The organism is Cryobacterium sp. SO1, from assembly GCF_004210215.2.
GTDB lineage: Bacteria > Actinomycetota > Actinomycetes > Actinomycetales > Microbacteriaceae > Cryobacterium.
Map to the genome: position 1 here is coordinate 734,798 of NZ_CP067394.1, position 19,809 is coordinate 754,606.

The window sequence follows — 19,809 nt, forward strand, 5'->3', positions numbered from 1 at the left end:
ATACTCGGGGCATGACGGCACCCGGCACCCACCGCATCCAGGCCTCCGGTCGACCCCTGACCCGCTCTGCGTCAGAGAAAACGCTGATCACCCTCCAGTCCGTCACGAGCGCGACCGCTCTGGGCGGCGGGCTGCTGCTGATGCTGGCCCCGGACGGTTCGCTGCTGACGGCCGATCCGGCGGCCCTGGACGGCACCGGGTTCGGCGACTGGCTGCTGCCCGGCGCCGCGCTGGCGCTCTTCGTGGGCCTCGGGTTCGCGGTCACCGCGGTCTGGCAGTGGCGCCGCGGCCCCTACGCCCGCTACCTGTCGCTGGCCGCCGGCATCGGCCTGGTGCTGTTCGAGATCGTGCAGTTCTCGCTGATCGGCTTCCAGCCGCTGCAGGCGGTGTTCGGTATCGTCGGCGCGGTCACCGCCGTGCTGGCCTGGCGGCTGCCGGGCGCCAGGCACGGCGCGACCGGCGGCGCGCTAGTTCGACGCGCGGAACCCGCGCAGGCGCAGGCTGTTGCTCACCACGAAGACCGATGACAGCGCCATCGCCGCGCCGGCGATCAACGGGTTGAGCAGGCCCAGCGCGGCGAGCGGGATCGCGGCCACGTTGTAGGCGAACGCCCAGAACAGGTTGGCCTTGATGGTGCCCAGCGTTCGCCTGGACAACCGGATGGCGTCGGCCACGGCCGGCAGATCGGCCCGCACCAGGGTGATGTCGCTGGCCTCGATGGCCACATCGGTGCCGGTGCCCATCGCGATGCCGAGGTCGGCGGCGGCCAGCGCCGCCGCGTCGTTCACACCGTCACCGACCATCGCCACGACGTGCCCCGCGGCCTGCAGGGCACGCACCCGCGCCACCTTCTCGGCGGGCAGCACCCCGGCGAAGACCTCGCTGATGCCAACCTTGGCGGCCACCGAACCGGCCGCGGCGGGGTTGTCGCCGGTGAGCAGCACCGGGGTGAGCCCCAGGGCCACCAGCTGCGCCACGGCCGCGGCACTGGACGGCTTCACCTCGTCCGCGACGGCCAGGATGCCCCGGGCCACCCCGTCCCAGGCCACGGCGACGGCGGTCTGGCCGGCGCCCTCGACCCCGTCCAGCACGGCCCGCAGCTCGCCCGTCAGGGTCACCTGCCACTCGTCGGCAAGCCAGCGCGGCCGCCCCACGAGCACCGGGTGCCCGTCGACGACGGCGCGCACGCCGAAACCCTGCGCTGACATGAATTCCGTCGCGGCCGGCAGCAGACCGACCTGCTGAACGGCCCCGTTCACGACGGCGACGCCGATCGGATGCTCGGAGCCGGCCTCGGCCGCTCCCGCGAACCTCAACAGTTCGGCCTCGGTCACCGCCGCCTCGGTCGCGGCGGCCGGGCTCGCGCCCGGGTGCACCCCGACCAGCGCCATCCGCCCGGTCGTGACGGTGCCGGTCTTGTCGAGCACGATGGTGTCCACCCTGCGCGTGGACTCCAGGATCTGCGGCCCGCGGATGAGGATGCCCAGCTGGGCGCCGCGGCCGGTGCCCACCAGCAGCGCGGTGGGGGTGGCCAGGCCCAGCGCGCACGGGCAGGCGATGATCAGGGTGGCCACGGCGGCCGTGAAGGCCTGCTCGGCGCTGGCGCCGACCGCCAGCCAGGTGGCCAGGGTGCCCAGAGCGATGACAAAGACGACGGGCACGAACACCGCCGATACCCGGTCGGCGAGCCGCTGCACGGGCGCCTTGCCGGTCTGGGCCTGCTCCACCAGTCGGCCGATGCGGGCCAGCTCGGTGTCGGCGCCCACCCGGGTGGCCCGCACGGTGAGCCGGCCGCCGGAGTTGACGGTGGCGCCCACCACGGTGCCGCCCGGCCCCACCTCTACGGGCACAGTCTCGCCGGTCAGGAGGCTGGTGTCGATGGCCGAGGCGCCGTCGACGACGACCCCGTCGGTGGCGACCTTCTCGCCGGGCCGCACCACGAACACGTCGCCCACACTGAGCTCAGTGATCGGGATGCGCTCTTCCCGGGCCCCACGGAGCACCGCGACATCCTTGGCGCCCAGGTTCACCAGCGCGGTGAGCGCCGCGCCGGAGCGGGTCTTGGCGCGGGCCTCGACGTAGCGACCGGCGAGGATGAAGACCGTGACGGCGGCCGCGACCTCGAGGTAGATCTCGGCGGAGCCGGCTGCCGTCATGCTCAGGTCCATCTGCATGGTCATGCCGGCTTGGCCCGCATCGCCGAGGAACAGGGCATAGAGCGACCAACCGAACGCGGCGAGGACACCGACGCTGATCAGGGTGTCCATGCTCGCGGCGCCGTGCCGGGCGTTCAGGGCGGCGGCGCGGTGGAACGGCCAGGCCCCCCAGACCGCCACGGGCGCGGCAAGGGTGAGGGCGAGCCACTGCCAATTGGTGAACTGCAGGGCGGGCACCATCGAGAGCAGGGCCACCGGGATCGCCAGCAGGCTCGAGATCAGCAGGCGCTGGCGGAGGGCCAGGGTGTCCGCATCCAGGGCGGGCGTCTCGGCGGGCGGCACGGCGACCGGCGGCGCGGGCAGGTGTGCGGTGTAACCGGTGGCCTCGATGGTGGCGATGGCGTCGTCGATGCTGGTGCCCTCCGGCAGGCGCACGGTGGCCTTGTCGGTGGCGTAATTCACGGTGGCCTCGACGCCGGGCAGGCGGTTGAGCTTCTTCTCGATGCGGGCTGCGCAGGATGCGCAGGTCATGCCGCCGACCACGAGGTCGACGGGCTCGCTCACGCGGCGGCGCCGTCGGTGGTGTCCTGCAACTGGTAGCCGGCTTCGTCGATGGCGGCCCGGATATCGCTCTGAGCGGGCTCGGCGGCGCTGGTGACGTGCACGGTGCTGGCGGCGCCGACGACCAGGTCCACGGTGACGGCGCTGACCCCCGGCAGTAGGGACACCTCCTCGATGACGCTGGCGACGCAGTGACCGCAGGTCATTCCGGTGACGAGGTAGTCGGTGCTGATGGGAGCCATGATGCGAACCTTCCCTGCTGTGGTGCTGGAGCGAACGGGGATACCCCCTCCGGGTACTCTAGCGCATAATCGTGATACCGTGAGGGGGTATAAGGTCCCGACAGCCAGGAGCGCACCATGACGACCGCAGACCACCCCGCCGACCAGACCGCAGACCACACGCACGACGGCCCGCACGGCTACATCTCCAACAAGGACGACTACCTCAAGCGCCTGCGCCGCATCGAGGGCCAGGCTCGCGGCCTGCAGGGTATGGTCACCGACGACAAGTACTGCATCGACATCCTCACCCAGGTCTCGGCCATGACCAGCGCCCTGCAGTCGGTGGCCCTTGGCCTGCTGAACGACCACCTCAGCCATTGCGTCGTCGACGCCGTCGCGGTCGGCGGCGACGAAGCCGAACTCAAGCTGAAGGAAGCCGGCGACGCGATCGCTCGGCTGGTGCGTTCCTAAGGATTCATTTCGCGCCGTCGCGCGGGGGCACCCAATAGCCCACCCGGCCCAGCAGCCGGGTCTCCCGGTCGGCGCCGTCGGGCACCGGCACCTCGGCCGGGAACACGCCCATCGCGCGGAACCCGTCGATCTGCGGGCCGATGATCTCCTCGAGACTCACCACCAATCCCGCCGGCAGTTCGTAGTCACAGCCCAGCTGCCGGGCGATGGACCAGGCCTGGAACGCCCGGTAGATGCTGACGTGCTCGAGGTATTCGCGCACCGAGAAGTCCCCGTAACTCAGGTGAACGACCTTTTCCGGGTCGAGCTCTGTTCTGACCGCGGCGGTGGCCAGGTCGTTCAGCCGGTCGTAGACGCCGATCGGGTCGTCGCCGAGCAGGTCGCCGTCGTAGCTGTCGCCGGTCTCTTCGATGGTGCGGCCGCGCAGCACATCGGGCAGCCAGGCCTCGTCGCGGGCGTGCGCGGCCAGAACGTCCCGCAGGGTGGGGTTCGGCGTCACCGCCCAGTCGGTCGGGGCCGGCTCGTTCAGTTGGTCGGCGGTGATCCGGTCGATGACGGAGCGCAACGCGGCATCCGCCTGGAGAAAGAGCTCTTTCTGCTTCATGCCGGCACGCTAACACCTGCCGCCGACCGCGAGATAGCCCCGACCGAATTGTCGCCGGTGGCCGCACTGAAATAGGGTCTGGATGTGCCCGTCCCCCTTATGCCCACCGAAGTCACCGATACGATGGCGCAGTTTCTCGACCCGGTCGCCCGCAAGAACCTCGGCATCGCCGTCGCTCTGGCGGGCACCGTCTTCCTGGCCCTGGGCGCGCAGCTGCAACACCGCGGGGTGGGCAAGGCCTCCAGGATGCGCCCCGGCGACCAGCAGAAGATGAGCCTCGGCCAGCTGCTGGCCCTGCTGCGGCGGCCGTCCTGGTTGCTCGGCACCCTGCTGCTCGGCTTCGCCATCCTGCTGCAGCTGACCAGCCTCGGCCTGGCCCCGCTGCTCGTCGTGCAGCCGCTCGGCGTGGCGGCACTGGTGCTGTCCACCGTGGTGGATTCCCGGCTCGCGCACACCCGGCTGGACGGTACCGTGTTGCGCTCGGTGGCCCTGTCGGTGGGCGGCATCGTGATCTTCGTCTCCATCGCCGCCGTGTACGCCACCGACCGGCCCATCCAGCCGCCGCAGGTGGTGATCATCCTGATCCTGCTCGGTGCTGTGCTGATCGCCTGCGGGCTCATTTTCACGCTGCTGCACGCCCGCCTCACCGCCGTGGCCTACGTTCTCGGCGCCGGCGTGCTTTACGCCTTCGTCGCCACCCTGGCCAAGCTCACCATCACCCAGTTGGTGGCCGGTGACCTGTCGCTGCTCACTCTGCTCTGTGTGGGCGGCGTGCTCACCGCCGCGATCGTGGGCGGCGTGTTCGTGCAGGTGGCGTACTCCACGGGTCCGCCCAACCTCGTGATCGCCGGACTGACGGTGGTGGACCCCCTGGTAGCGGTCGGCATCGGCATCGTCGTACTCGGTGAGGCGTCGGAGGCCCCGCTCTACGCCCTGATCGCATTCGTCATCGCCGGCGCCATCGCCGCCTACGGTGTCCTGGGGCTCTCCAGGCACCGGCCGGAGTCCACGCTGGCAATCGCCTCCGAAAGCACGCCCGAAACACGGAGGCCGCCCAGACAACGTCGGTAGCATCGTGCTGATGTCAACCGTTCACTCGAAAACCAAGATCGTCGGTCGGTTTTTCGTCGTCGCCGGTTTCCTGGCGCTCACTCTCACCGGGTGTGCGTCCTCCGGCGTGGCGCAGAGCGGCGTCGTGACACCGAGCGACGCCGGCAACTCCGCCGAGCTGCCCGAATCCTCGGCCGACCCCGCCGTCGCCGAACCGACCGGCTGCCCGGCCACGGCCGAGGCGATGCCGGCCGGTGCGACCAGCGCGCAGATCGCCGACATCGACGACGACGGCGAGAACGACACCGCCTGGTTTGACGAGACGACCTCGCCGTTCACCTACGGCATCACCACAGCTTCCGGCGCCACTTTCACCCTGCCCGACGACCTCGCCGGCCCTGGACGGCACAGCGGCTGGACCGCGGCCCTGCACAACGGTGTTGTGGTGACCGTGCTTGACGACAGCCGCGGGGCCACCCTGCACGCCATCGTGGAGTGCGGGTTCGTCACCCCCATCGGTGTGGACGCCCGCCCGTACACCTTTGACATGCAGAACAGCCACAACAACGGCACCGGGGTGGGCTGCCTCGAAGTGGATGACGGACTCGAGCTGAACGGCCTGCAGGTCACCCAGAACCGCGACGACAGCTACTCCCTGCTGGCCACCGGAATCTCGGTGTCGGCCGACGGGCTGACCGCCATCAACGGTTACACCGCCGTATCGGCCTCGCTTGCGGCAGACGACCCCCGGGTGGCCGAGGCGCAGACCTCGTCGTGCGGCGATGCCGCTGTGGTCAGCACCAGCGGACGCTGACCTCGCCGCAATCCAGCTGTGCGGATTCCCGGAATTGCGTCTGCGGCTTGCACCTGAAATTGTAGGGACGGGGAAGTCGAGAGTGTAGTAGCCGGGGGGAGCGCGATCATGCACGCTGCGTCAGCGATGGTTGTGCGACTGCTGCCCGACTACGCCGGCACCGTGCTCTGGTGCCCCCATCCTGTCGCGTACGCTGCCACCCACCTTGACCCTGCCCTGGTCGACGACCTGATCCGCTGGGAGATCGGCTACTACGACGCGCTCACCGATGACTTCGGTTGGCACAGCGCCGAGCTGGCCAGCGAGTTCACGGCCACCGGTGTCCGGCTGGCGATGCGGCTGGCCGTGCAGCTGGGGTCCGGTTTCGACATCGAGTTCGCCTCCTACGAGGCCGGTGTGGCTACCCGCCGGTTCCGCAGCGAGTGCCCGGCCGACAACCCGCGTGCCACCTCGGCGTTCGCAGTGCTCGCCCGGACCGCCGCGTAAGCCGGCGACCTGCCTACACCGCCCCGCCTACACCGCCCCGCCTACACCTCCCGGGCCCCCTCGGCCAGCCGCCCTCTCGGCCAGCCGCCCCCTCGCATCCAGGCTGAGCCAGTCGGTGATACCGAGCCTGGCCAGGAAGGCCTCGTCGTGGCTGACCACCAGCAAGCCGCCCCGGTAGCCGCCGAGGGCGCCGACCACCTGGTCGACACTCTGGCGGTCGAGGTTGTTCGTCGGTTCGTCCAGCACAATCAGCTGCGCGGGCGGGTCGGCCAGCAGCAGCCGCGCCAGCGACACCCGGAACCGTTCCCCACCAGAGAGGCTCCGCACCGGCCTGGCCACGGCATCCCCCCGCAACAGGAACCGGGCCAACCGATTGCGCAGCTCCCCGGCCGGCACCGCCGGGGCGGCCGCGGCGAGGTTCTCCAGTGCGCTGGCGGTGTCGTCGAGCCCGTCCAGGCGCTGGCTGAGGTAGCCGATGCGGCGTGTGTGCGCGATCGCCGTGGCCAGCCCGGCCCTGGCGGTCCCCGGGTGCACCAGGGACTCGAGCAGGCTGGTCTTGCCCACGCCGTTCGGGCCGGTCAGCGCCACCCGGGCCGGGCCGTGCAGCAGAAAAACGCGGTCGATGCCGTGCAGTTCGGCCAGGCGTCTGCTGTTGGGTACCTGCGGGTCGGGCAGGTCAACGTGGATGGCGTCGTCGGAGCGCACCACGGCCGCGGCTTCGGCGGCAACTGCCCGGGCATCCTGTACCTTGCCGTCGGACTCGGTTCGCAGTTTGCCCGCTGACACCTGCGCGGCGGACTTGCGCAGCCCCATCACAATCTTGGGAACCCGTTTGTTCTCGAACTCGGTGCGCGCGAACCGACTGCGGTGGGCAAGCTTGGTCTCGGCCTCGACGCGTTGCTGCTTCTCTTTCTTGACCACCTGGTCGGCCGAACGCTGCGCCTGCTGCGCGGCGGCCTGCTGCCTGTCGAGGTGGTCGAGGAACAGACTGTACGGGCCGCCGAATACCGTGAGGGCGCCGCCGTGCAACTCGGCGGTGTCGTCCATCAGCTCGAGCAGGGCGATGTCGTGGCTCACCACGATCAGAGTGCCCGGCCACGAGCGCACCAGGGTGGCCAGCCGCTGCCGGGCAGCGCCGTCGAGGTTGTTGGTGGGCTCGTCGAGCACCGTGATCGGTGCGGCCCCCAGGCGCAGTCCCGCGATGGCGACCAGGATCGCCTCCCCGCCGGACATCTCCCCGACCGGTCTCTCCAGGTCGGCCTCCCCGAGACCTGCCGAGCGCAGCGCCTCACCGGCTGTGGTGGTGATGTCCCAGTCGTCGCCGAGCACGTCGAAATGCCGTTCGGCCACATCGCCCGCCTCGATGGCACGCAAGGCATCGAGTTTCGGGCGCACCCCGAGCAGGTCGGCCGCGGTCACCGCGACGCCCAGGGTGAGGGTTTGCGGCAGGTGGCCGACGTCCCCAGAGCGCCGGACGCTGCCCGTGGAGGGCTGCAGGTCGCCGGTGATCAGCCGCAGCAGGGTGGACTTGCCCGAGCCGTTGGCGCCGACCAGTCCAGTGCGGCCGCGGCCGAAGGCGGCGGTGATGCCGGTCAGGGCGATGGATCCGTCGGGCCAGTCAAGGCCGACATCCGTCAGAAGGATAGGTGAATTGTGGGCCGTAGCCATGGTGCTCCCCGTCGTCAGTGTGGGCACTGACTCCGCAAGCCGCGGGCGCGGCAGATCAACGGGTGTCAGCGCGTGAGCGCGAAACCGACGATGATCTTCACGGGTCGAACCTGACTCTGGGGGAGGGCACGGGGTGGAGCCCGTTCAGTCTGGCACCCGCGGTCGACGATGTGCAAGCGGATGGGCCGATTCTCGCCGGCCCACGACTCTCCCGGCACAGCGCGGTAGCCTGAGCGCCAACAGCGAGAGATTGCGGGGCACGGGTTGTTGGAATCGTTCTGGGCGTGGGTAGTCATCATCCCGATCGCCCTCGTCTTTTCCGTTGCCATCGGTTTTGCCACCCGCTCGCTACTCGGCACCACCGTGGGGTGGTTGCGCACCTTCCTGGTGGGGCTGCTGGTCTTCGTCGGGTGCTGGCCGTTCGCCTATTTCGTCTCGTCCCAGGCCCGTGTCATCACCGACGACGGCACCCCCAGGGTGCCGATCCTGGTCGTGCTGCTCTTCATCGCGCTCGCGTTCGGCTGGGTATTCGCGTTCGGTATGGCGATCCTGGTGGCCACCGAGGCGCTCTGGCCCACCACCGCCGCCAACCCGATCGACGCGTTCCGGGCGGCCCTGCACCGGCGCCGGCGCACCAAACGGTACCTGCAGATCCTCACCCTGCTCTCCAAACACGGCATCGGCTGGATCCTCAGTGAACGCCCCGGCGGCGCGCCCCGCGCGGCCAAGAAGGGCGGGCGCACGCAGGATGCCCTGGTCTCGGCGATCAACGAGGCCGGCGTCACCTTCGTCAAGCTCGGCCAGCTGCTCTCCACCCGGCGCGACCTGTTGCCGGCCAGCTACACCCAGGCACTGGCCTCGCTGCAGTCCGGCGCGGCGACGCTGCCGTGGCCCGCGATCCGCAGAGTCATCGAGGCCGAGATCCGCGGCCCGCTGGAGAGCGTGTTCGCGCAGGTGGACGAACAGCCGCTCGCGGCGGCATCCGTCGCCCAGGTGCACGCCGGAACCCTGCTCGACGGTACCCGGGTGGTGCTCAAGGTGCAGCGGCCGGCGGCAGCGGCCCAGGTCGCCGCCGACATCGACATCATCGTCAGGCTCGCTCAGCGCATCGAGAACCAGACCAGCTGGGGGCGGGACTTCGGGGCGGTCACCCTGGCCGAGGGCTTCGGACGGTCGCTCCGCGATGAGCTCGACTATCGCATCGAATTCAGCAGCACCCGGCAGATCGGCAGTGTGGTCGCGTCATCGGCGGCCCAGGATGTACTCGTCGTGCCCCGGGTGTACCCGGAGGCCAGCTCTCGCCGGCTGCTCACCATGGATCTCATCGACGGTGTTCCGTTGAATGCCGCGGGGGAGCGGCTGGCCCGGATGGACCCTGAGGACCGTGGCGCGCTCGCTTCGGCGCTCCTGGACGCGGTGCTCGAGCAGGTGATCGTGACGGGGATCTTCCACGCCGACCTGCACCCCGGCAACCTGATGCTCCGGGCGGACGGCATGCTGGGGATGATCGACTTCGGCAATGTCGGTGTGCTGGAGCGCAGCATGCGCGAGGGCCTGGTGACGCTGCTGCTGGCGGCGGCGAACGACGACGACATCGCCACGACGGACGCCTTGCTCCTGGTGGTGGAAGCGCCGGCGGATGCCGACATCCTGTCGCTGCAACGCGACCTGGGCCGGATGCTCACGTTGACCCGGCACAGCGCGGAGGGCTCCATCTTCGCCGCGATGCTCGACACGATCCGCGACCACCACCTGGCCGTGCCGACCTCGCTGGGTCTGGCGTTGCGTTCCCTGATCACCCTGGAGCGCTGTCTGGACATCCTCGACCCCGACTTCGACATGGTGGAGACGGCGCTGGCCAGGGTGCCGCATTTCCTGCGGCGCTTGGTCACGCCCCGGTCCCTGCTCGGTTCGCTGCAGTCGCAGGCGGCCGTGCTGCAGGCCACGGCGCGCCGGCTTCCGCGCCGGCTGGAAACCATCAGCTCGTCCCTGGCCAAGGGCACCTTCAGCGTGCGGATCCGCGCCTTCGCCGAGGCGGACGACAGGTGGTGGATCGGTTCGGTGGTCACCGAAGCCGTGGGAGTCCTGATCGGCATCGCCGCCGTCAGCCTGGGGATCGTGCTCGTGGTCTCCGACACCGGGCCCGACCTTGTCACGGGGGTGCGGCTGTTCGCGTTCCTCGGCGCCTCGATCGGGCTGGTCGGCTTCATCCTGCTCGTCAGGGCCTTGCGCCAGTTGTTCCTGCGCGGCCCGCATGTGTGAGCATCGCCTGGCTTGGCTACTGCTGGGCGAGCGGCTTGTCGTGACCCAACCGCTGGGCGGGGTGCGGCCGCGTCGGCATCGCTTTCGTGCGCTCGGAGCGCATAACTCCTGCAATTTTGCCGTCCGGTCCCGGCGGATGCCCGGAATCATCCGGGAGTCTGCCGTGGCGACGGAAAATTTCGCGACGCCCGATCTCGCCGACGCGGCCAACGATGCCCTCATCAAGCCGCGGGCCGCGGCCAACCGGTTCATCATTCAGCCGGCCATCGATCGCGGCGAGGTCGCCCCCGGCTGCGACATCGACACCCTGTGCCTGCTGCCCGCGCTCAGCCTGCGCGCCGGGGACAACCCCGCCGCGCGGTAAGGTTGCGCCACCGGCCCTTTAGCCGGCAGAGTTCTATCTCGACGAAGAGAGTGTGTCATGTCCGGCAAGTATGAATTGACTGCAGACCGATCCGGTGGCTATGTCTTCAAGCTCAAAGCCCACAACGGCCAGGTGCTGATGACCTCGGAGAGCTACCAGACCAAGGCGGACGCCCTCAAGGGCATCGAGATCGTCAAGGCGGATGCCAAGGGCCGGGTCATCGACCTGACCGAACCCAAGTAGCGGCGTGCCGCCCAGCTCGGCTTAGGGCCCAGCTCGGCTTAGAGTTCGGCGTCAGCCACTGAGAAGGTGTCGCAGGCCTCGGCCCCGTTCGTGTACCCCGTCTGGAACCACCTCTGGCGCATCTCGCCCGAGCCGTGGGTCCAGGTCTCCGGGTTCACCTGGCCCTGGGTCTTCTCCTGGATGCGGTCGTCGCCGATGGCGGACGCCGCGTTGAGCGCATCCGCGATCTGAGCCTCGGTGATCGGTTCGAGCAGGCGCACGCCGTCGGCATCCGTGGTCTCCGCCGCGGAGCCGAGCCACGCCCCGGCGAAGCAGTCGGCCTGCACCTCGACGCGCACGGCGTCGGAGGCGGGGCCGGCCTGCGAGGTATCGGCGGTGGCGAAGGTGCCGGCCAGGTTCTGGATGTGGTGGCCCCACTCGTGGCCCACTACGTAAAGCTGCGAAAGCGGCCCCGCCGATGCGTCGAACTCGGTGCGCAGCGTGTCGTAGAACGCGGTGTCCAGGTAGATCAGCTGGTCGGCGGGGCAGTAGAACGGCCCCACGGCGCTGGTGGCCGCGCCGCAAGCGGTGTCGACCCCTTCGCTGAACAGCTGGATGTTGGGGGAGACGTAGCCGACGCCCAAGGCCGGCGCCTGCTCGGACCAGTAGTCTTCCAGCGAGTCGCGGGTGAGGCCCACCCGGCACTCCACGTCGTCGTTGGCGTCCGCCCCGGTGTAACAGCCGGTGAGCGCGGTGGTTTCGCCCTCGCTGCTGCCGCCGGCCGTGCCGCCCCCGAGCAGGCCGGACAGGTCGACGCCGAGCAGCTGGGAGAGCAGCACGATGGCCACGAGGCCCAGGCCTCCGCCACCGACAGCGAGGCCGGTGCGGCGGCCGGATTTGCGCACCCCTTTTCCGGAGTACGTGGCGTCGTCGTTGAAAGTCATTCCTCGACAATAAATGATTGCCGCCGGCCGCGCCCGCCTGTCACACTTCGGTCATGAGAATCTCCGGGCTCCTCCTGCTCGCCGGCGTCACCGCCACCCTGCTCACCCTGGGCGGATGCGCCGGCAGCGACACGCCAGGAGCCGGCTCCGCGGCCACCCCGGGGAAGTTTCCCCGCCCCGCCGCCGCCGGAGAGGTCCTCGCGCAGGCCACGGTGTTGCAGAAAGACGGCGAGGAGCCCCAGCTGTGCCTGGGCGGAGTCGCGGACTCCTACCCACCCCAGTGCGGCGGACCGCCCATCCTCGGCTGGGACTGGGCTGTTGCAGACCAATCCGAGACGGCATCCGGCGTCACCTGGGGCAGCTACGCCATCACGGGGACCTGGGACGCCGCCGCGTTCACCGTGACCCAACCGCCCATCCCGCTGTCGCTCTACGACCCGCTCGCCCAGGTGGACCCCCGGCTCGATGAGGCCACCCCCGGCCCGAGCGAGGAGAGCACCCTTCTGCGCCTGCAGGATGAGCTGAACGCCGCCGACTACAGCCCGGCCACAGCCTCGGACTGGTCCGAGATGCCGATCCTCTCCAACTGGACTCAGAACGGTTACCTCTGGGTCTCGGTCATCTACGACGACGGGTCGATCCAACGGTTCTTCGACGAGCAGTTCGGTCAGGGTGTCCTCGCGGTGCAGTCCGCCCTGCGCTCTGCCCTGCAGGACGCCGGCTGATCCGGTCGCCGTAGGATCGGAGTCATGGCCCTCCTTCATAAAGCTGACATCACTCCGACGAAGATCGATCTACTCACGAGCTGGGCGCCCACTCAGCCCTGGTTCGTCGGCGAGGCCGGCGTGAACGTGACGAACCTCGCCGCCTACAGGTTTGACGACCCGGAGGGACAGGTCGGCATCGAGACCCTCCTCATCACGGCCGGCGACGGCCCGGTGCTGCAGGTGCCGGTGACCTACCGGGATGCCCCGCTGGCCGGCGCGGAGACATCACTCATCACCACCATGCAGCACTCGGTGCTGGGGGAACGGTGGGTCTACGACGCCACCGGTGACCCGGCCTACCTCGCCGCTGTCGCGAACGCCGCCCTCACCGGCGGCCGACAGGCCGAGCTGAACGTCGAGATCGACGGACAGCTGGTCGTGCGCGAGCCCACCGCCGTCGTCGCCGGCAGCGGCACACTGGGCAGCACCGGCGTGACGCCGCCCGCTGTCGCCGAGATCAGCATCCACCAGGAACCCGGCGCGACGACCGTGACCGCGGGATCGCTGCGGATCGTCGTGGCCCGGGTGCTCGGCGACGCGGACGTGCTGGCGAACCTGGCTGCCGACGCGGCCACCCACGAGGTGCTCGCCGGAACCTGGGCGGAGCAGCCGACGCTGCGGGCGCTGGTGCTGGTCGCGGTGCTGGCGGACTAGTCCAGGCTCGCGTCATTGGGCGCCTCGAAGTAAGGAAGAAGTGAGTTTATAAGGACGGGATCGGACATTGGGTCCTTATTTTCGACCGATGTCCTTATCAACGTTCGATTGTCACACCGCGACGCAGCACGGCACACTGGACCGATGGACGTGGACGCCTTAACCGACATCGACCTCGACGAGCCCGGCCCGCTCTGCCCGGCCTGCGGCACCGAAATGACCGAGGACGGTGTGGACACCGCCGAGGGCCTGGAATCCTGCCACCGCTGCCCGCGGTGCAAGCTCGCGATCGTGGTGCCCGGGCTCTGGACCGACGAGGCGAAATGAGCGCCGTGACGACGGTTCGCGCGCGGTGCCATCGTGGTGGCCATCGACTTCGACAGGTGTTCGCCGGGGCCGCGCCTGTGCGACATCGCCCGGTTAGGCCTGCTTGGCGGCCTTCTGCTCCGCCACCTGCCGGTGCACTTCGGCCATGTCCAGCGCCTTGACCCCGGTGACAACCTGCTCGAGGGCCGCGGGCGGCAGGGCCCCGGGCTGGGAGAACACGAGGACGCCCTCACGGAAGGCCATCAGGGTGGGGATGGACTGGATGCCGGCCGCTGCGGAGAGCTGCTGCTCGGCTTCGGTGTCGACCTTGGCGAACACCACGTCCTGGTGCTGCTCGGAGGAGGCCGCATAGGTGGGCGCGAACTGCTTGCACGGGCCGCACCAGTCGGCCCAGAAGTCCACCAGAACGATGTCGTTGGCTGACAGGGTTTCACCGAAGGTGGCCTCGGTCACGTCAATGGTGCTCATAGGGGTCTCCTTGCTGAAGTTTGTCGAGGACTAACTCGTAACAACGGTTGCCGCCTCCCTCGTATTCCATGGCGAGGTGCAACATGGCTGGCAGCAGGCAACACAAAAGGTGGGCAGAAGAATCTCTGCCCACCTGGAGTGGCATGCGGGGTGTTGCGTGCGAGGTGTTACTTGGCAGTCACCGTGATCAGAGCGTCTCCGACGGCGACCTGGCCGGTTGCGGCCTGGTCGATCGAGCCGAACTTCTTCGGGTTGGTCACCAGCACCGGGGTCACCAGCGAGTAGCCGGCTTCCTCGATCACGGCACGATCGAAGGTCACCAGCGGGGTACCCGCCTCAACCCTGTCGCCGGCCTTGACCTTGACGTCGAAGCCCTTGCCGGCGAGGTTGACGGTGTCGATGCCCACGTGAATGAGCATTTCGATGCCGCCGTCCAGCATCAGGCCGAAGGCGTGGCCGGTCGGCTGAGCGACCAGGACCTTGCCCGCGGCCGGCGCGAAGACGGTGTCTCCGGTCGGGTCGACACCAACGCCGAGTCCGACGATGCCCTTGCTGAACACCGGGTCGGGAACGTCGGCCAGCGGCACGACGATGCCGGCGACCGGCGAACCGATCGTGGCCAGGACGGTGGCGACCATGGTCGCCGTGCCTCCGGCGGCAGGTGCCGTAGCGGTGCTGGATGCGACGGCAACCGGAGTCGCGACGGGAGCGACAGGAGCGTGCTTGGCTTCTTCCATGGCGGTGTCGGCTGCGAGCTGAGCGGCCGCTTCGGCCTTCTGCTCGGGCGAGAGGTAGCCGGAGAGGATCACGAGGATCATCGCGGTGAAGAACGACGCGGCAACGGCGAGTGCGTACAGCGGGATGTTGTTGAACGCCGGGATGGTCAGGAGCGACGTGAACACGAACGCGTTGGTCGTGACGCCACCGCCGAGGCCGATGATGACACCGCCGACGAGGCAACCGACGAGCATACGCGGGTAGATGCGCTTGAACCGCAGGTGGATGCCGTACAGGGACGGTTCGGAGATGCCACCGAGGAGCCCGGCTGCAAGAGCACCCGTCGCGGTCTGCTTCATCTGGCTGTTCTTGGCGCGGATGGCGAGGAAGAGTACACCGGCGGTGGCACCGAAGCAGGCGAAGTTCCAGGCGCCCATCGGGCCCTGGATGAAGTCATAGCCGAGGGACTGGATGTTCAGCAGCATGACCGCGTTCAACGGCCAGTGCAGGCCCAGCGGAACCATGAACGGGTAGGCCAGCGGGATGACGATCGCGAAGATCAGAGGGGAGAAGTCGTTGATGGACTTGAGGAACTCGCCGATGGCCGCTCCGCCGAAGACACCGATCGGGCCGATGAGGAAGGCCGTGACGGGGATCATCACGAGCATGCTGAGGAACGGCACGAAGATCAGCTGGACGCTGGAGGGGATGATCTTCTTCAGGCCCTTGGTGAGCAGGCCGAGAACGACCGCCATCAAGAGCGGCGGGAAGACCTGCGAGCTGTAGTCGGTGACCGTCAGCGGCAGGCCGAAGACCGACACGATGGCAGCCTTGCCGTCGAAGACGGTCTGGGCACCATCGGTGGCGGCCAGGGCGGAGAAGCCTGGGAGCATGACGACGGCCATGATGCCGAAGCCGACCCACGGGTCGGCGCCGAGGCGCTTGGAGGCGTTGTAGGCCACCATGAGCGGCAGGAAGACAAAGACGCCCTGCCACATCAGGTTGATGAAGGCCCAGCCCGGTTCGAGGGTTACGCCCGGAGCGTTCCACGCGGGGATGACGCCGAGCGTGGCCATCAGTGCCATGAACGTGATGAACAGCGACGCGCCCAGCAGTGCGCCCAGGATCGGCCGGAAGGAGTCGGAGAGGACCTCGAAGAAGGTGTCGAGCCCGGCGAACTTGCCGCGGGGGCCCTTGGCGCGCTCGGCGGCCTTGATGTCGTCGGCGCTTTCGCCGGTGCCGATCTTCTTCATCTCGGGCAGCGCCAGGATCTCGTTGTACACGGTCTCGACCGCGCCGCCGATGACGACCTGGAATCGATCTCCGGACTGGGGAACGGCTCCCAGGACTGCGGGGATACCCTCCACAGTCGCCAGATCGATTCCCGATGCGTCCTTCAGGGTGAAGCGCAGCCGGGTTGCACAGTGAGTGAGCGCGACGACGTTCGCGGCTCCTCCGATGCTCTCAATAATGTCTTTAGCGGGTGAGAACGCCACCAGAATCTCCTTATAGTGTGGATGCCAAACGCGTGGTTCCCGCTTGGTACAGCTCAGTCGAACCGGGTTAGCCGACTGAGAATATCCTGTTAAATTTCACACACCAGTTGAATTTACACGGTCGGGATCGAGTTCGCAGGGCCATAGGTCCCGTGTAGTGGGGGTTCGGGCCCGCCTGGGTGTTCTCAGACGGAGTACTCAGTGGCCGGGCGGAGGCCGGTCAGAACGATATCAAGAAGCGGGGCGCGATCGGCCGGGGTGCCAAGGCGCACCGCGTGCTCGATACCGCAAACCAGGTGCGACAGCTGGTCAAGTGTGAGATCTCCCCGAACCGCTCCGACAGTTTTGGCCCGATCCAGCAGCGTGGAGAAGGTGCCGAAGATCTCCTGTTTCGCCGAGCGCACCGCCTCGGTTTCGTCCTCAACGGAGAGCAGCACTGTTTGCAGACCGTCGTCCTCCAATTGCAGGGTGAGCGCCGAGCGGACGAAAAGCGAGAAGGCCTCGCCGGGATTCGGTTCGGCTGCAGCGCGGCGCGAGATCTCGAGCATCCGGTCGATGGTGTCGGCAGACAAGGCCTCTGCGAGGGCGCTCACATTGCGGAAGTGCCGGTAGACCGTTCCGACGCCCACGCCGGCCTCCCGGGCGACGTCGTTCAGCCGAAGGGTGTTGGCATCGTGTCGTCTGGCGACCTCCAGGATGCGTGCGCGGCTGCGGGCGGCATCGGAGCGAAGAGCGGTCATGCATCGAGTGTAACCGAAACGGATGAGTCATCCGTCTATGTGCTAGCGTCCAATCGGATAGCGAATCCGTTTAGAGACGAGGACCGAATGAACTGGAACCCAACCCATCTGCCCACCCAAACCGGCCGCACCATCGTGGTCACCGGCGCGACCGCCGGTATCGGCTACTTCGCCGCGGAGCAGCTGGCCGCGGCCGGTGCGAACGTTGTGCTCGCCTCACGTTCCGCCTCGAAACTTCGGGTCGCCAGGGATGCGATCCTCGGCCAGGTCCCGGATGCATCGGTGGACTCCGTCGTGATCGAGCTGGGCTCGCTCGCCTCCGTCGACGGGGCCGCGGCCGAACTGGCTGCACTACCCCGACTGGACGGCATCCTGCTGAACGGCGGCGCCATGACCATGAGTCGCGCTAGCCGCACAGCAGACGGCCTGCCCATCCTGCTGGGTACCCATGTCGCCGCCAACGTTCGGCTGCTCGCCGGAGTGCTGCCCGCGCTCGTGGCAAGTGCGACGGCCCACGGCGAGGTCGGCCGGGTGGTGCACGCCTCCACCGGGTTCGTCGGCCTCGTCCGCTAGGACCTGGACGATCTCGTCCGCGTCCCCTGGACCGGGATCGGGGCGTACACGAAGGCGAAGACGGCCACCGAGGTGTTTGCCTTCGAACTGGACCGGCGGCTGCGCGCGGCCGGCCTGCCCGTCGTCTCGGTGGTCACCCGACCGGGTGTCGGCGTCGATGCGAAGACCCCGCTGAGGCCCGGGATCCGGGACACGACAACGCCGTACCAGCGCAATCCGTACACCCCGTGGGCTCAGGGCAAGGACACCGCGGCATGGGCTTCGGTGCGGGCGCTCACCGACCCGGCTGTACACGGCGGCGAGTACTACGCGCCGAGCGGTCGTCTCCGTGGTGTTCCCATGATGGTGCCGCCATTTGCCCGCACGGCCACACCGCCCAGCGATCTCGCCGCGCGGGTCTGGCGGCAACTCGAGGAGCTCGCCGGCACCGCGATCCCGCTCAGCGCGGCGAGTTCGCCTCGGGCCGCAGCCGGATAAGTCGCTGCGAGCCGTCCTCGGCCAGCTCGGCCAGGTCGCTGCGAGAGGAGAGGAAGTCCGTGAAGGAGCGGAACCCGAGCGGCTTTTCGTTGAAGGACGGATCCATCCGGCGCATCTGGTTCTTGACCGTGCCCGTGTTCAGCCATTCGTCGTCGTCGCCCTTGGCGTGCCCGATCTGCAGTGCGCGAACCAGGAGCTCCGTCGCCAGCGACTGCGGGTCGATGTCCTCGGCCGGTTCCGGCTCGTCGTAGGGGGAGTCATCAGTGTGCGAGAACATCGGGATCGTCGTGAGCTTGCGGGTCGTACCGGCCGCCGGGGTGGGTTCCACCTCCACGGGCTCGGCTGCCCGGCGGCTGCCCTTAGCCTTGCCGGCACGGGGAGTCTCGGCGTCGGCGCTCGCGGTGACCTTCACGATTCCAGGCAGCGAGTCGTAGTCCTCGAACTCGTCGCACGCGGCAGCGAGCGACGTGCTGGTCGACCCGGCCACACCGATGCCGACGACGAAACGGCCCAGTCGCTTCGACTTCTGGGCGAGGGCGATGTAGTCCGAGTCGCCGGCGATGATGATCACGTGGGTGAGGTCGGGCAGCCTGAAGAGGTCTTCCACCACGTCGACAGCCAGACGGATGTCGGCACCGTTCTTCGTGCCCCGCGTCGTGGTGGTGAACAGTTGGGTGAGGTCCACCGCGCGGGACATCAGCTGGCGCTGATAGCTCGCGTTCACGGGCACGGACCAGTCGGCGTAGGCGCGGTTGACTACGAGGGTGCCGAACGACGCGGCGAAGTCGATGATGGCGTTGAAGTCCACCGTGGCGGCGGCGAGGCGGGCGGCGACCTCGGGGTCGGCATCCCGGTTGGTCTTGTCGAAGTTGCGGATGCCGTCGCGCTGGAAGGCGTTGCGGCCGTGCAGCTGCTGGTAGCGCGAAATGACGATGTTGTCGAAGTCGATGTACAGGCCGACGCGGGCGTCGTTCGGTTCGGTCATGGTGATCTCCTTAGCCACAGGCGGAAAACTCAATAGCGATCCGATGGTTCCAGTCTGGTGCGAGCGGTGCGGCGAGGGCAACTCGGAACCGGGTACCGGGTGCGTCAGGCCTGTTCGACGTCGACCCACTCGCGGCCGACGCTCTGCAGTTCTGCGCTTCCCGCCGTGACGTGGGCGACGATCTCAGTGAGCCGTTCGGCGTCATCGTCGCTGATGTGCAGCAGGGCGCTCTGTCCATAGTCCGTGCCCAGGATCAGCACACCGCGCTGGCGCAACTCGGCCTCGATGCGGCCGGCCTCGGCATGGGGGAGGGTGAGCGTGAACAACTCTCGCCGTTCGCGTTCCACGAGCATCCCCAGGGACTGGGCGCGGTCGATCGTGGTGAGCACCGCATCCGAGTAGGCGCGCACGAGACCGCCGGCACCGAGGAGCGTGCCGCCGAAGTAGCGAGTGACCACGGCTACAGCGTCGATGATTCCTCGCCCGGACAGCGCCTCCAGCATGGGGCGCCCCGCGGTCCCTGAGGGTTCGCCGTCGTCGTGTGCGCGGCGCACCTGCTCGGGAGTGCCGCTTGGCCCGATCACCAGTGCGGAGCAGTGATGGCGCGCACCCCAGTGTTCCTTGCGTGCGCTGTCGATGGCCGCACGCGCGGCATCCTCCGTCTCAACCCTGATCAGGCGGCAGAGGAATCTGGATCGTTTGACGGTGATCTCGGCTTCGACGACGCTACCCGCGCCGCCGCGCACAGTGAGATCGCCCATCTGCCCAGTCTCGCCTAG

At 68.7% G+C, this 19,809-nt stretch carries 23 protein-coding genes; 13 read left to right on the forward strand and 10 right to left on the reverse strand.

Annotated features, from left to right (window positions below):
* Positions 1-11 precede the first annotated feature (11 nt).
* Positions 12-527 carry a hypothetical protein gene (locus BJQ95_RS03440; RefSeq protein ID WP_130177206.1) on the forward strand — a complete coding sequence of 172 codons (516 nt, stop codon included), beginning with the start codon at positions 12-14 and terminating at the stop codon, positions 525-527.
* Here BJQ95_RS03440 and BJQ95_RS03445 read toward each other — a convergent pair.
* Both BJQ95_RS03445 and BJQ95_RS03450 read right to left on the reverse strand, forming a co-directional pair.
* Complete coding sequence (locus BJQ95_RS03445; protein WP_256041606.1) at positions 468-2,687, reverse strand: cation-translocating P-type ATPase; 2,220 nt, start codon at positions 2,685-2,687, stop codon at positions 468-470. The two genes, BJQ95_RS03440 and BJQ95_RS03445, sit on opposite strands and share 60 nt — an antisense overlap.
* Before the next feature lie 29 nt (positions 2,688-2,716).
* Positions 2,717-2,959 (reverse strand): heavy-metal-associated domain-containing protein, encoded by a 243-nt coding sequence (locus BJQ95_RS03450; protein WP_130177205.1) that lies wholly within the window; start codon positions 2,957-2,959, stop codon positions 2,717-2,719.
* 117 nt (positions 2,960-3,076) lie between these two features.
* On the opposite strand from BJQ95_RS03450, the gene BJQ95_RS03455 reads away from it, so the two are divergent.
* Positions 3,077-3,412 carry a metal-sensitive transcriptional regulator gene (locus BJQ95_RS03455; protein ID WP_130177204.1) on the forward strand — a complete coding sequence of 112 codons (336 nt, stop codon included), beginning with the start codon at positions 3,077-3,079 and terminating at the stop codon, positions 3,410-3,412.
* 4 nt (positions 3,413-3,416) lie between these two features.
* On the opposite strand, the gene BJQ95_RS03460 is transcribed toward BJQ95_RS03455, so the two are convergent.
* Complete coding sequence (locus tag BJQ95_RS03460) at positions 3,417-4,016, reverse strand: hypothetical protein (protein ID WP_130177203.1); 600 nt, start codon at positions 4,014-4,016, stop codon at positions 3,417-3,419.
* Positions 4,017-4,100: 84 nt separating this feature from the next.
* Between BJQ95_RS03460 and BJQ95_RS03465 the strand changes: the two genes are divergently transcribed.
* From BJQ95_RS03465 to BJQ95_RS03475, 3 genes are all read left to right on the forward strand, one after another.
* Positions 4,101-5,087, forward strand: a complete 987-nt coding sequence (locus tag BJQ95_RS03465) for a DMT family transporter (RefSeq protein ID WP_240694682.1) — start codon at positions 4,101-4,103, stop codon at positions 5,085-5,087.
* Between the two features lie 10 nt (positions 5,088-5,097).
* Entirely contained in the window at positions 5,098-5,880 is a 783-nt protein-coding gene (locus BJQ95_RS03470) for a hypothetical protein (RefSeq protein ID WP_130177202.1), read from the forward strand.
* A 108-nt stretch (positions 5,881-5,988) separates the two neighbouring features.
* Entirely contained in the window at positions 5,989-6,366 is a 378-nt protein-coding gene (locus BJQ95_RS03475) for a hypothetical protein (RefSeq protein ID WP_256041510.1), read from the forward strand.
* 27 nt (positions 6,367-6,393) lie between these two features.
* Here BJQ95_RS03475 and BJQ95_RS03480 read toward each other — a convergent pair whose 3' ends face one another.
* On the reverse strand, positions 6,394-8,034 hold the full coding sequence (locus BJQ95_RS03480; RefSeq protein ID WP_130178007.1) for an ATP-binding cassette domain-containing protein: 1,641 nt from the start codon (positions 8,032-8,034) through the stop codon (positions 6,394-6,396).
* A gap of 264 nt (positions 8,035-8,298) precedes the next feature.
* Between BJQ95_RS03480 and BJQ95_RS03485 the strand changes: the two genes are divergently transcribed.
* From BJQ95_RS03485 to BJQ95_RS03495, 3 genes are all read left to right on the forward strand, one after another.
* Positions 8,299-10,296, forward strand: a complete 1,998-nt coding sequence (locus tag BJQ95_RS03485; protein WP_130178006.1) for an AarF/ABC1/UbiB kinase family protein — start codon at positions 8,299-8,301, stop codon at positions 10,294-10,296.
* 163 nt (positions 10,297-10,459) lie between these two features.
* Positions 10,460-10,660, forward strand: a complete 201-nt coding sequence (locus tag BJQ95_RS03490; protein WP_130178005.1) for a TetR/AcrR family transcriptional regulator C-terminal ligand-binding domain-containing protein — start codon at positions 10,460-10,462, stop codon at positions 10,658-10,660.
* A gap of 57 nt (positions 10,661-10,717) precedes the next feature.
* Entirely contained in the window at positions 10,718-10,903 is a 186-nt protein-coding gene (locus BJQ95_RS03495; RefSeq protein ID WP_130178004.1) for a DUF1508 domain-containing protein, read from the forward strand.
* 38 nt (positions 10,904-10,941) lie between these two features.
* Here BJQ95_RS03495 and BJQ95_RS03500 read toward each other — a convergent pair whose 3' ends face one another.
* Complete coding sequence (locus tag BJQ95_RS03500; RefSeq protein ID WP_256041511.1) at positions 10,942-11,826, reverse strand: neutral zinc metallopeptidase; 885 nt, start codon at positions 11,824-11,826, stop codon at positions 10,942-10,944.
* 53 nt (positions 11,827-11,879) lie between these two features.
* Between BJQ95_RS03500 and BJQ95_RS03505 the strand changes: the two genes are divergently transcribed.
* The 3 genes from BJQ95_RS03505 (at position 11,880) to BJQ95_RS03515 (ending at position 13,574) form a co-directional block, all read left to right on the forward strand.
* The gene (locus tag BJQ95_RS03505) at positions 11,880-12,551 is read left to right on the forward strand and encodes a hypothetical protein (RefSeq protein WP_130178003.1); all 672 of its coding nucleotides are present in this window, start codon (positions 11,880-11,882) and stop codon (positions 12,549-12,551) included.
* A 24-nt stretch (positions 12,552-12,575) separates the two neighbouring features.
* Positions 12,576-13,247 (forward strand): hypothetical protein, encoded by a 672-nt coding sequence (locus tag BJQ95_RS03510; protein WP_130178002.1) that lies wholly within the window; start codon positions 12,576-12,578, stop codon positions 13,245-13,247.
* 144 nt (positions 13,248-13,391) lie between these two features.
* The gene (locus BJQ95_RS03515; RefSeq protein ID WP_130178001.1) at positions 13,392-13,574 is read left to right on the forward strand and encodes a hypothetical protein; all 183 of its coding nucleotides are present in this window, start codon (positions 13,392-13,394) and stop codon (positions 13,572-13,574) included.
* A gap of 93 nt (positions 13,575-13,667) precedes the next feature.
* On the opposite strand, the gene trxA is transcribed toward BJQ95_RS03515, so the two are convergent.
* From trxA to BJQ95_RS03530, 3 genes are all read right to left on the reverse strand, one after another.
* Positions 13,668-14,042 carry a thioredoxin gene (trxA, locus tag BJQ95_RS03520; RefSeq protein ID WP_130178000.1) on the reverse strand — a complete coding sequence of 125 codons (375 nt, stop codon included), beginning with the start codon at positions 14,040-14,042 and terminating at the stop codon, positions 13,668-13,670.
* Positions 14,043-14,209: 167 nt separating this feature from the next.
* Positions 14,210-16,255: a glucose PTS transporter subunit IIA gene (locus BJQ95_RS03525; protein WP_130177999.1), complete on the reverse strand. Its 2,046-nt coding sequence runs from the start codon at positions 16,253-16,255 to the stop codon at positions 14,210-14,212.
* Between the two features lie 185 nt (positions 16,256-16,440).
* Entirely contained in the window at positions 16,441-16,995 is a 555-nt protein-coding gene (locus BJQ95_RS03530) for a TetR/AcrR family transcriptional regulator (RefSeq protein ID WP_130177998.1), read from the reverse strand.
* A gap of 87 nt (positions 16,996-17,082) precedes the next feature.
* Between BJQ95_RS03530 and BJQ95_RS03535 the strand changes: the two genes are divergently transcribed.
* Positions 17,083-17,568: an SDR family NAD(P)-dependent oxidoreductase gene (locus BJQ95_RS03535; RefSeq protein ID WP_240694773.1), complete on the forward strand. Its 486-nt coding sequence runs from the start codon at positions 17,083-17,085 to the stop codon at positions 17,566-17,568.
* A 72-nt stretch (positions 17,569-17,640) separates the two neighbouring features.
* Positions 17,641-18,045, forward strand: a complete 405-nt coding sequence (locus BJQ95_RS03540; protein ID WP_240694772.1) for a hypothetical protein — start codon at positions 17,641-17,643, stop codon at positions 18,043-18,045.
* Here BJQ95_RS03540 and BJQ95_RS03545 read toward each other — a convergent pair.
* Together BJQ95_RS03545 and BJQ95_RS03550 are read right to left on the reverse strand one after the other, a co-directional pair.
* Positions 18,008-19,030, reverse strand: coding sequence for an NYN domain-containing protein (locus tag BJQ95_RS03545; RefSeq protein WP_130177997.1), 1,023 nt, complete (start codon positions 19,028-19,030; stop codon positions 18,008-18,010). The two genes, BJQ95_RS03540 and BJQ95_RS03545, sit on opposite strands and share 38 nt — an antisense overlap.
* A 104-nt stretch (positions 19,031-19,134) precedes the next feature.
* Entirely contained in the window at positions 19,135-19,791 is a 657-nt protein-coding gene (locus tag BJQ95_RS03550) for a YigZ family protein (protein ID WP_130177996.1), read from the reverse strand.
* Positions 19,792-19,809: the final 18 nt, after the last annotated feature.

Excerpts from the sequence above, each read along its gene's own strand:
- BJQ95_RS03550 (WP_130177996.1), bottom strand. The coding sequence starts at position 19,791 with ATGGGCGATCTCACTGTGCGCGGCGGCGCGGGTAGCGTCGTCGAAGCC.
- BJQ95_RS03530 (WP_130177998.1), bottom strand. The coding sequence starts at position 16,995 with ATGACCGCTCTTCGCTCCGATGCCGCCCGCAGCCGCGCACGCATCCTG.
- BJQ95_RS03505 (WP_130178003.1), top strand. The coding sequence starts at position 11,880 with ATGAGAATCTCCGGGCTCCTCCTGCTCGCCGGCGTCACCGCCACCCTG.
- BJQ95_RS03440 (WP_130177206.1), top strand. The coding sequence starts at position 12 with ATGACGGCACCCGGCACCCACCGCATCCAGGCCTCCGGTCGACCCCTG.
- BJQ95_RS03515 (WP_130178001.1), top strand. The coding sequence starts at position 13,392 with ATGGACGTGGACGCCTTAACCGACATCGACCTCGACGAGCCCGGCCCG.
- BJQ95_RS03495 (WP_130178004.1), top strand. The coding sequence starts at position 10,718 with ATGTCCGGCAAGTATGAATTGACTGCAGACCGATCCGGTGGCTATGTC.
- BJQ95_RS03480 (WP_130178007.1), bottom strand. The coding sequence starts at position 8,034 with ATGGCTACGGCCCACAATTCACCTATCCTTCTGACGGATGTCGGCCTT.
- trxA (WP_130178000.1), bottom strand. The coding sequence starts at position 14,042 with ATGAGCACCATTGACGTGACCGAGGCCACCTTCGGTGAAACCCTGTCA.
- BJQ95_RS03545 (WP_130177997.1), bottom strand. The coding sequence starts at position 19,030 with ATGACCGAACCGAACGACGCCCGCGTCGGCCTGTACATCGACTTCGAC.
- BJQ95_RS03445 (WP_256041606.1), bottom strand. The coding sequence starts at position 2,687 with ATGACCTGCGCATCCTGCGCAGCCCGCATCGAGAAGAAGCTCAACCGC.
- BJQ95_RS03500 (WP_256041511.1), bottom strand. The coding sequence starts at position 11,826 with ATGACTTTCAACGACGACGCCACGTACTCCGGAAAAGGGGTGCGCAAA.
- BJQ95_RS03475 (WP_256041510.1), top strand. The coding sequence starts at position 5,989 with ATGCACGCTGCGTCAGCGATGGTTGTGCGACTGCTGCCCGACTACGCC.
- BJQ95_RS03455 (WP_130177204.1), top strand. The coding sequence starts at position 3,077 with ATGACGACCGCAGACCACCCCGCCGACCAGACCGCAGACCACACGCAC.
- BJQ95_RS03460 (WP_130177203.1), bottom strand. The coding sequence starts at position 4,016 with ATGAAGCAGAAAGAGCTCTTTCTCCAGGCGGATGCCGCGTTGCGCTCC.
- BJQ95_RS03470 (WP_130177202.1), top strand. The coding sequence starts at position 5,098 with ATGTCAACCGTTCACTCGAAAACCAAGATCGTCGGTCGGTTTTTCGTC.
- BJQ95_RS03450 (WP_130177205.1), bottom strand. The coding sequence starts at position 2,959 with ATGGCTCCCATCAGCACCGACTACCTCGTCACCGGAATGACCTGCGGT.
- BJQ95_RS03510 (WP_130178002.1), top strand. The coding sequence starts at position 12,576 with ATGGCCCTCCTTCATAAAGCTGACATCACTCCGACGAAGATCGATCTA.
- BJQ95_RS03535 (WP_240694773.1), top strand. The coding sequence starts at position 17,083 with ATGAACTGGAACCCAACCCATCTGCCCACCCAAACCGGCCGCACCATC.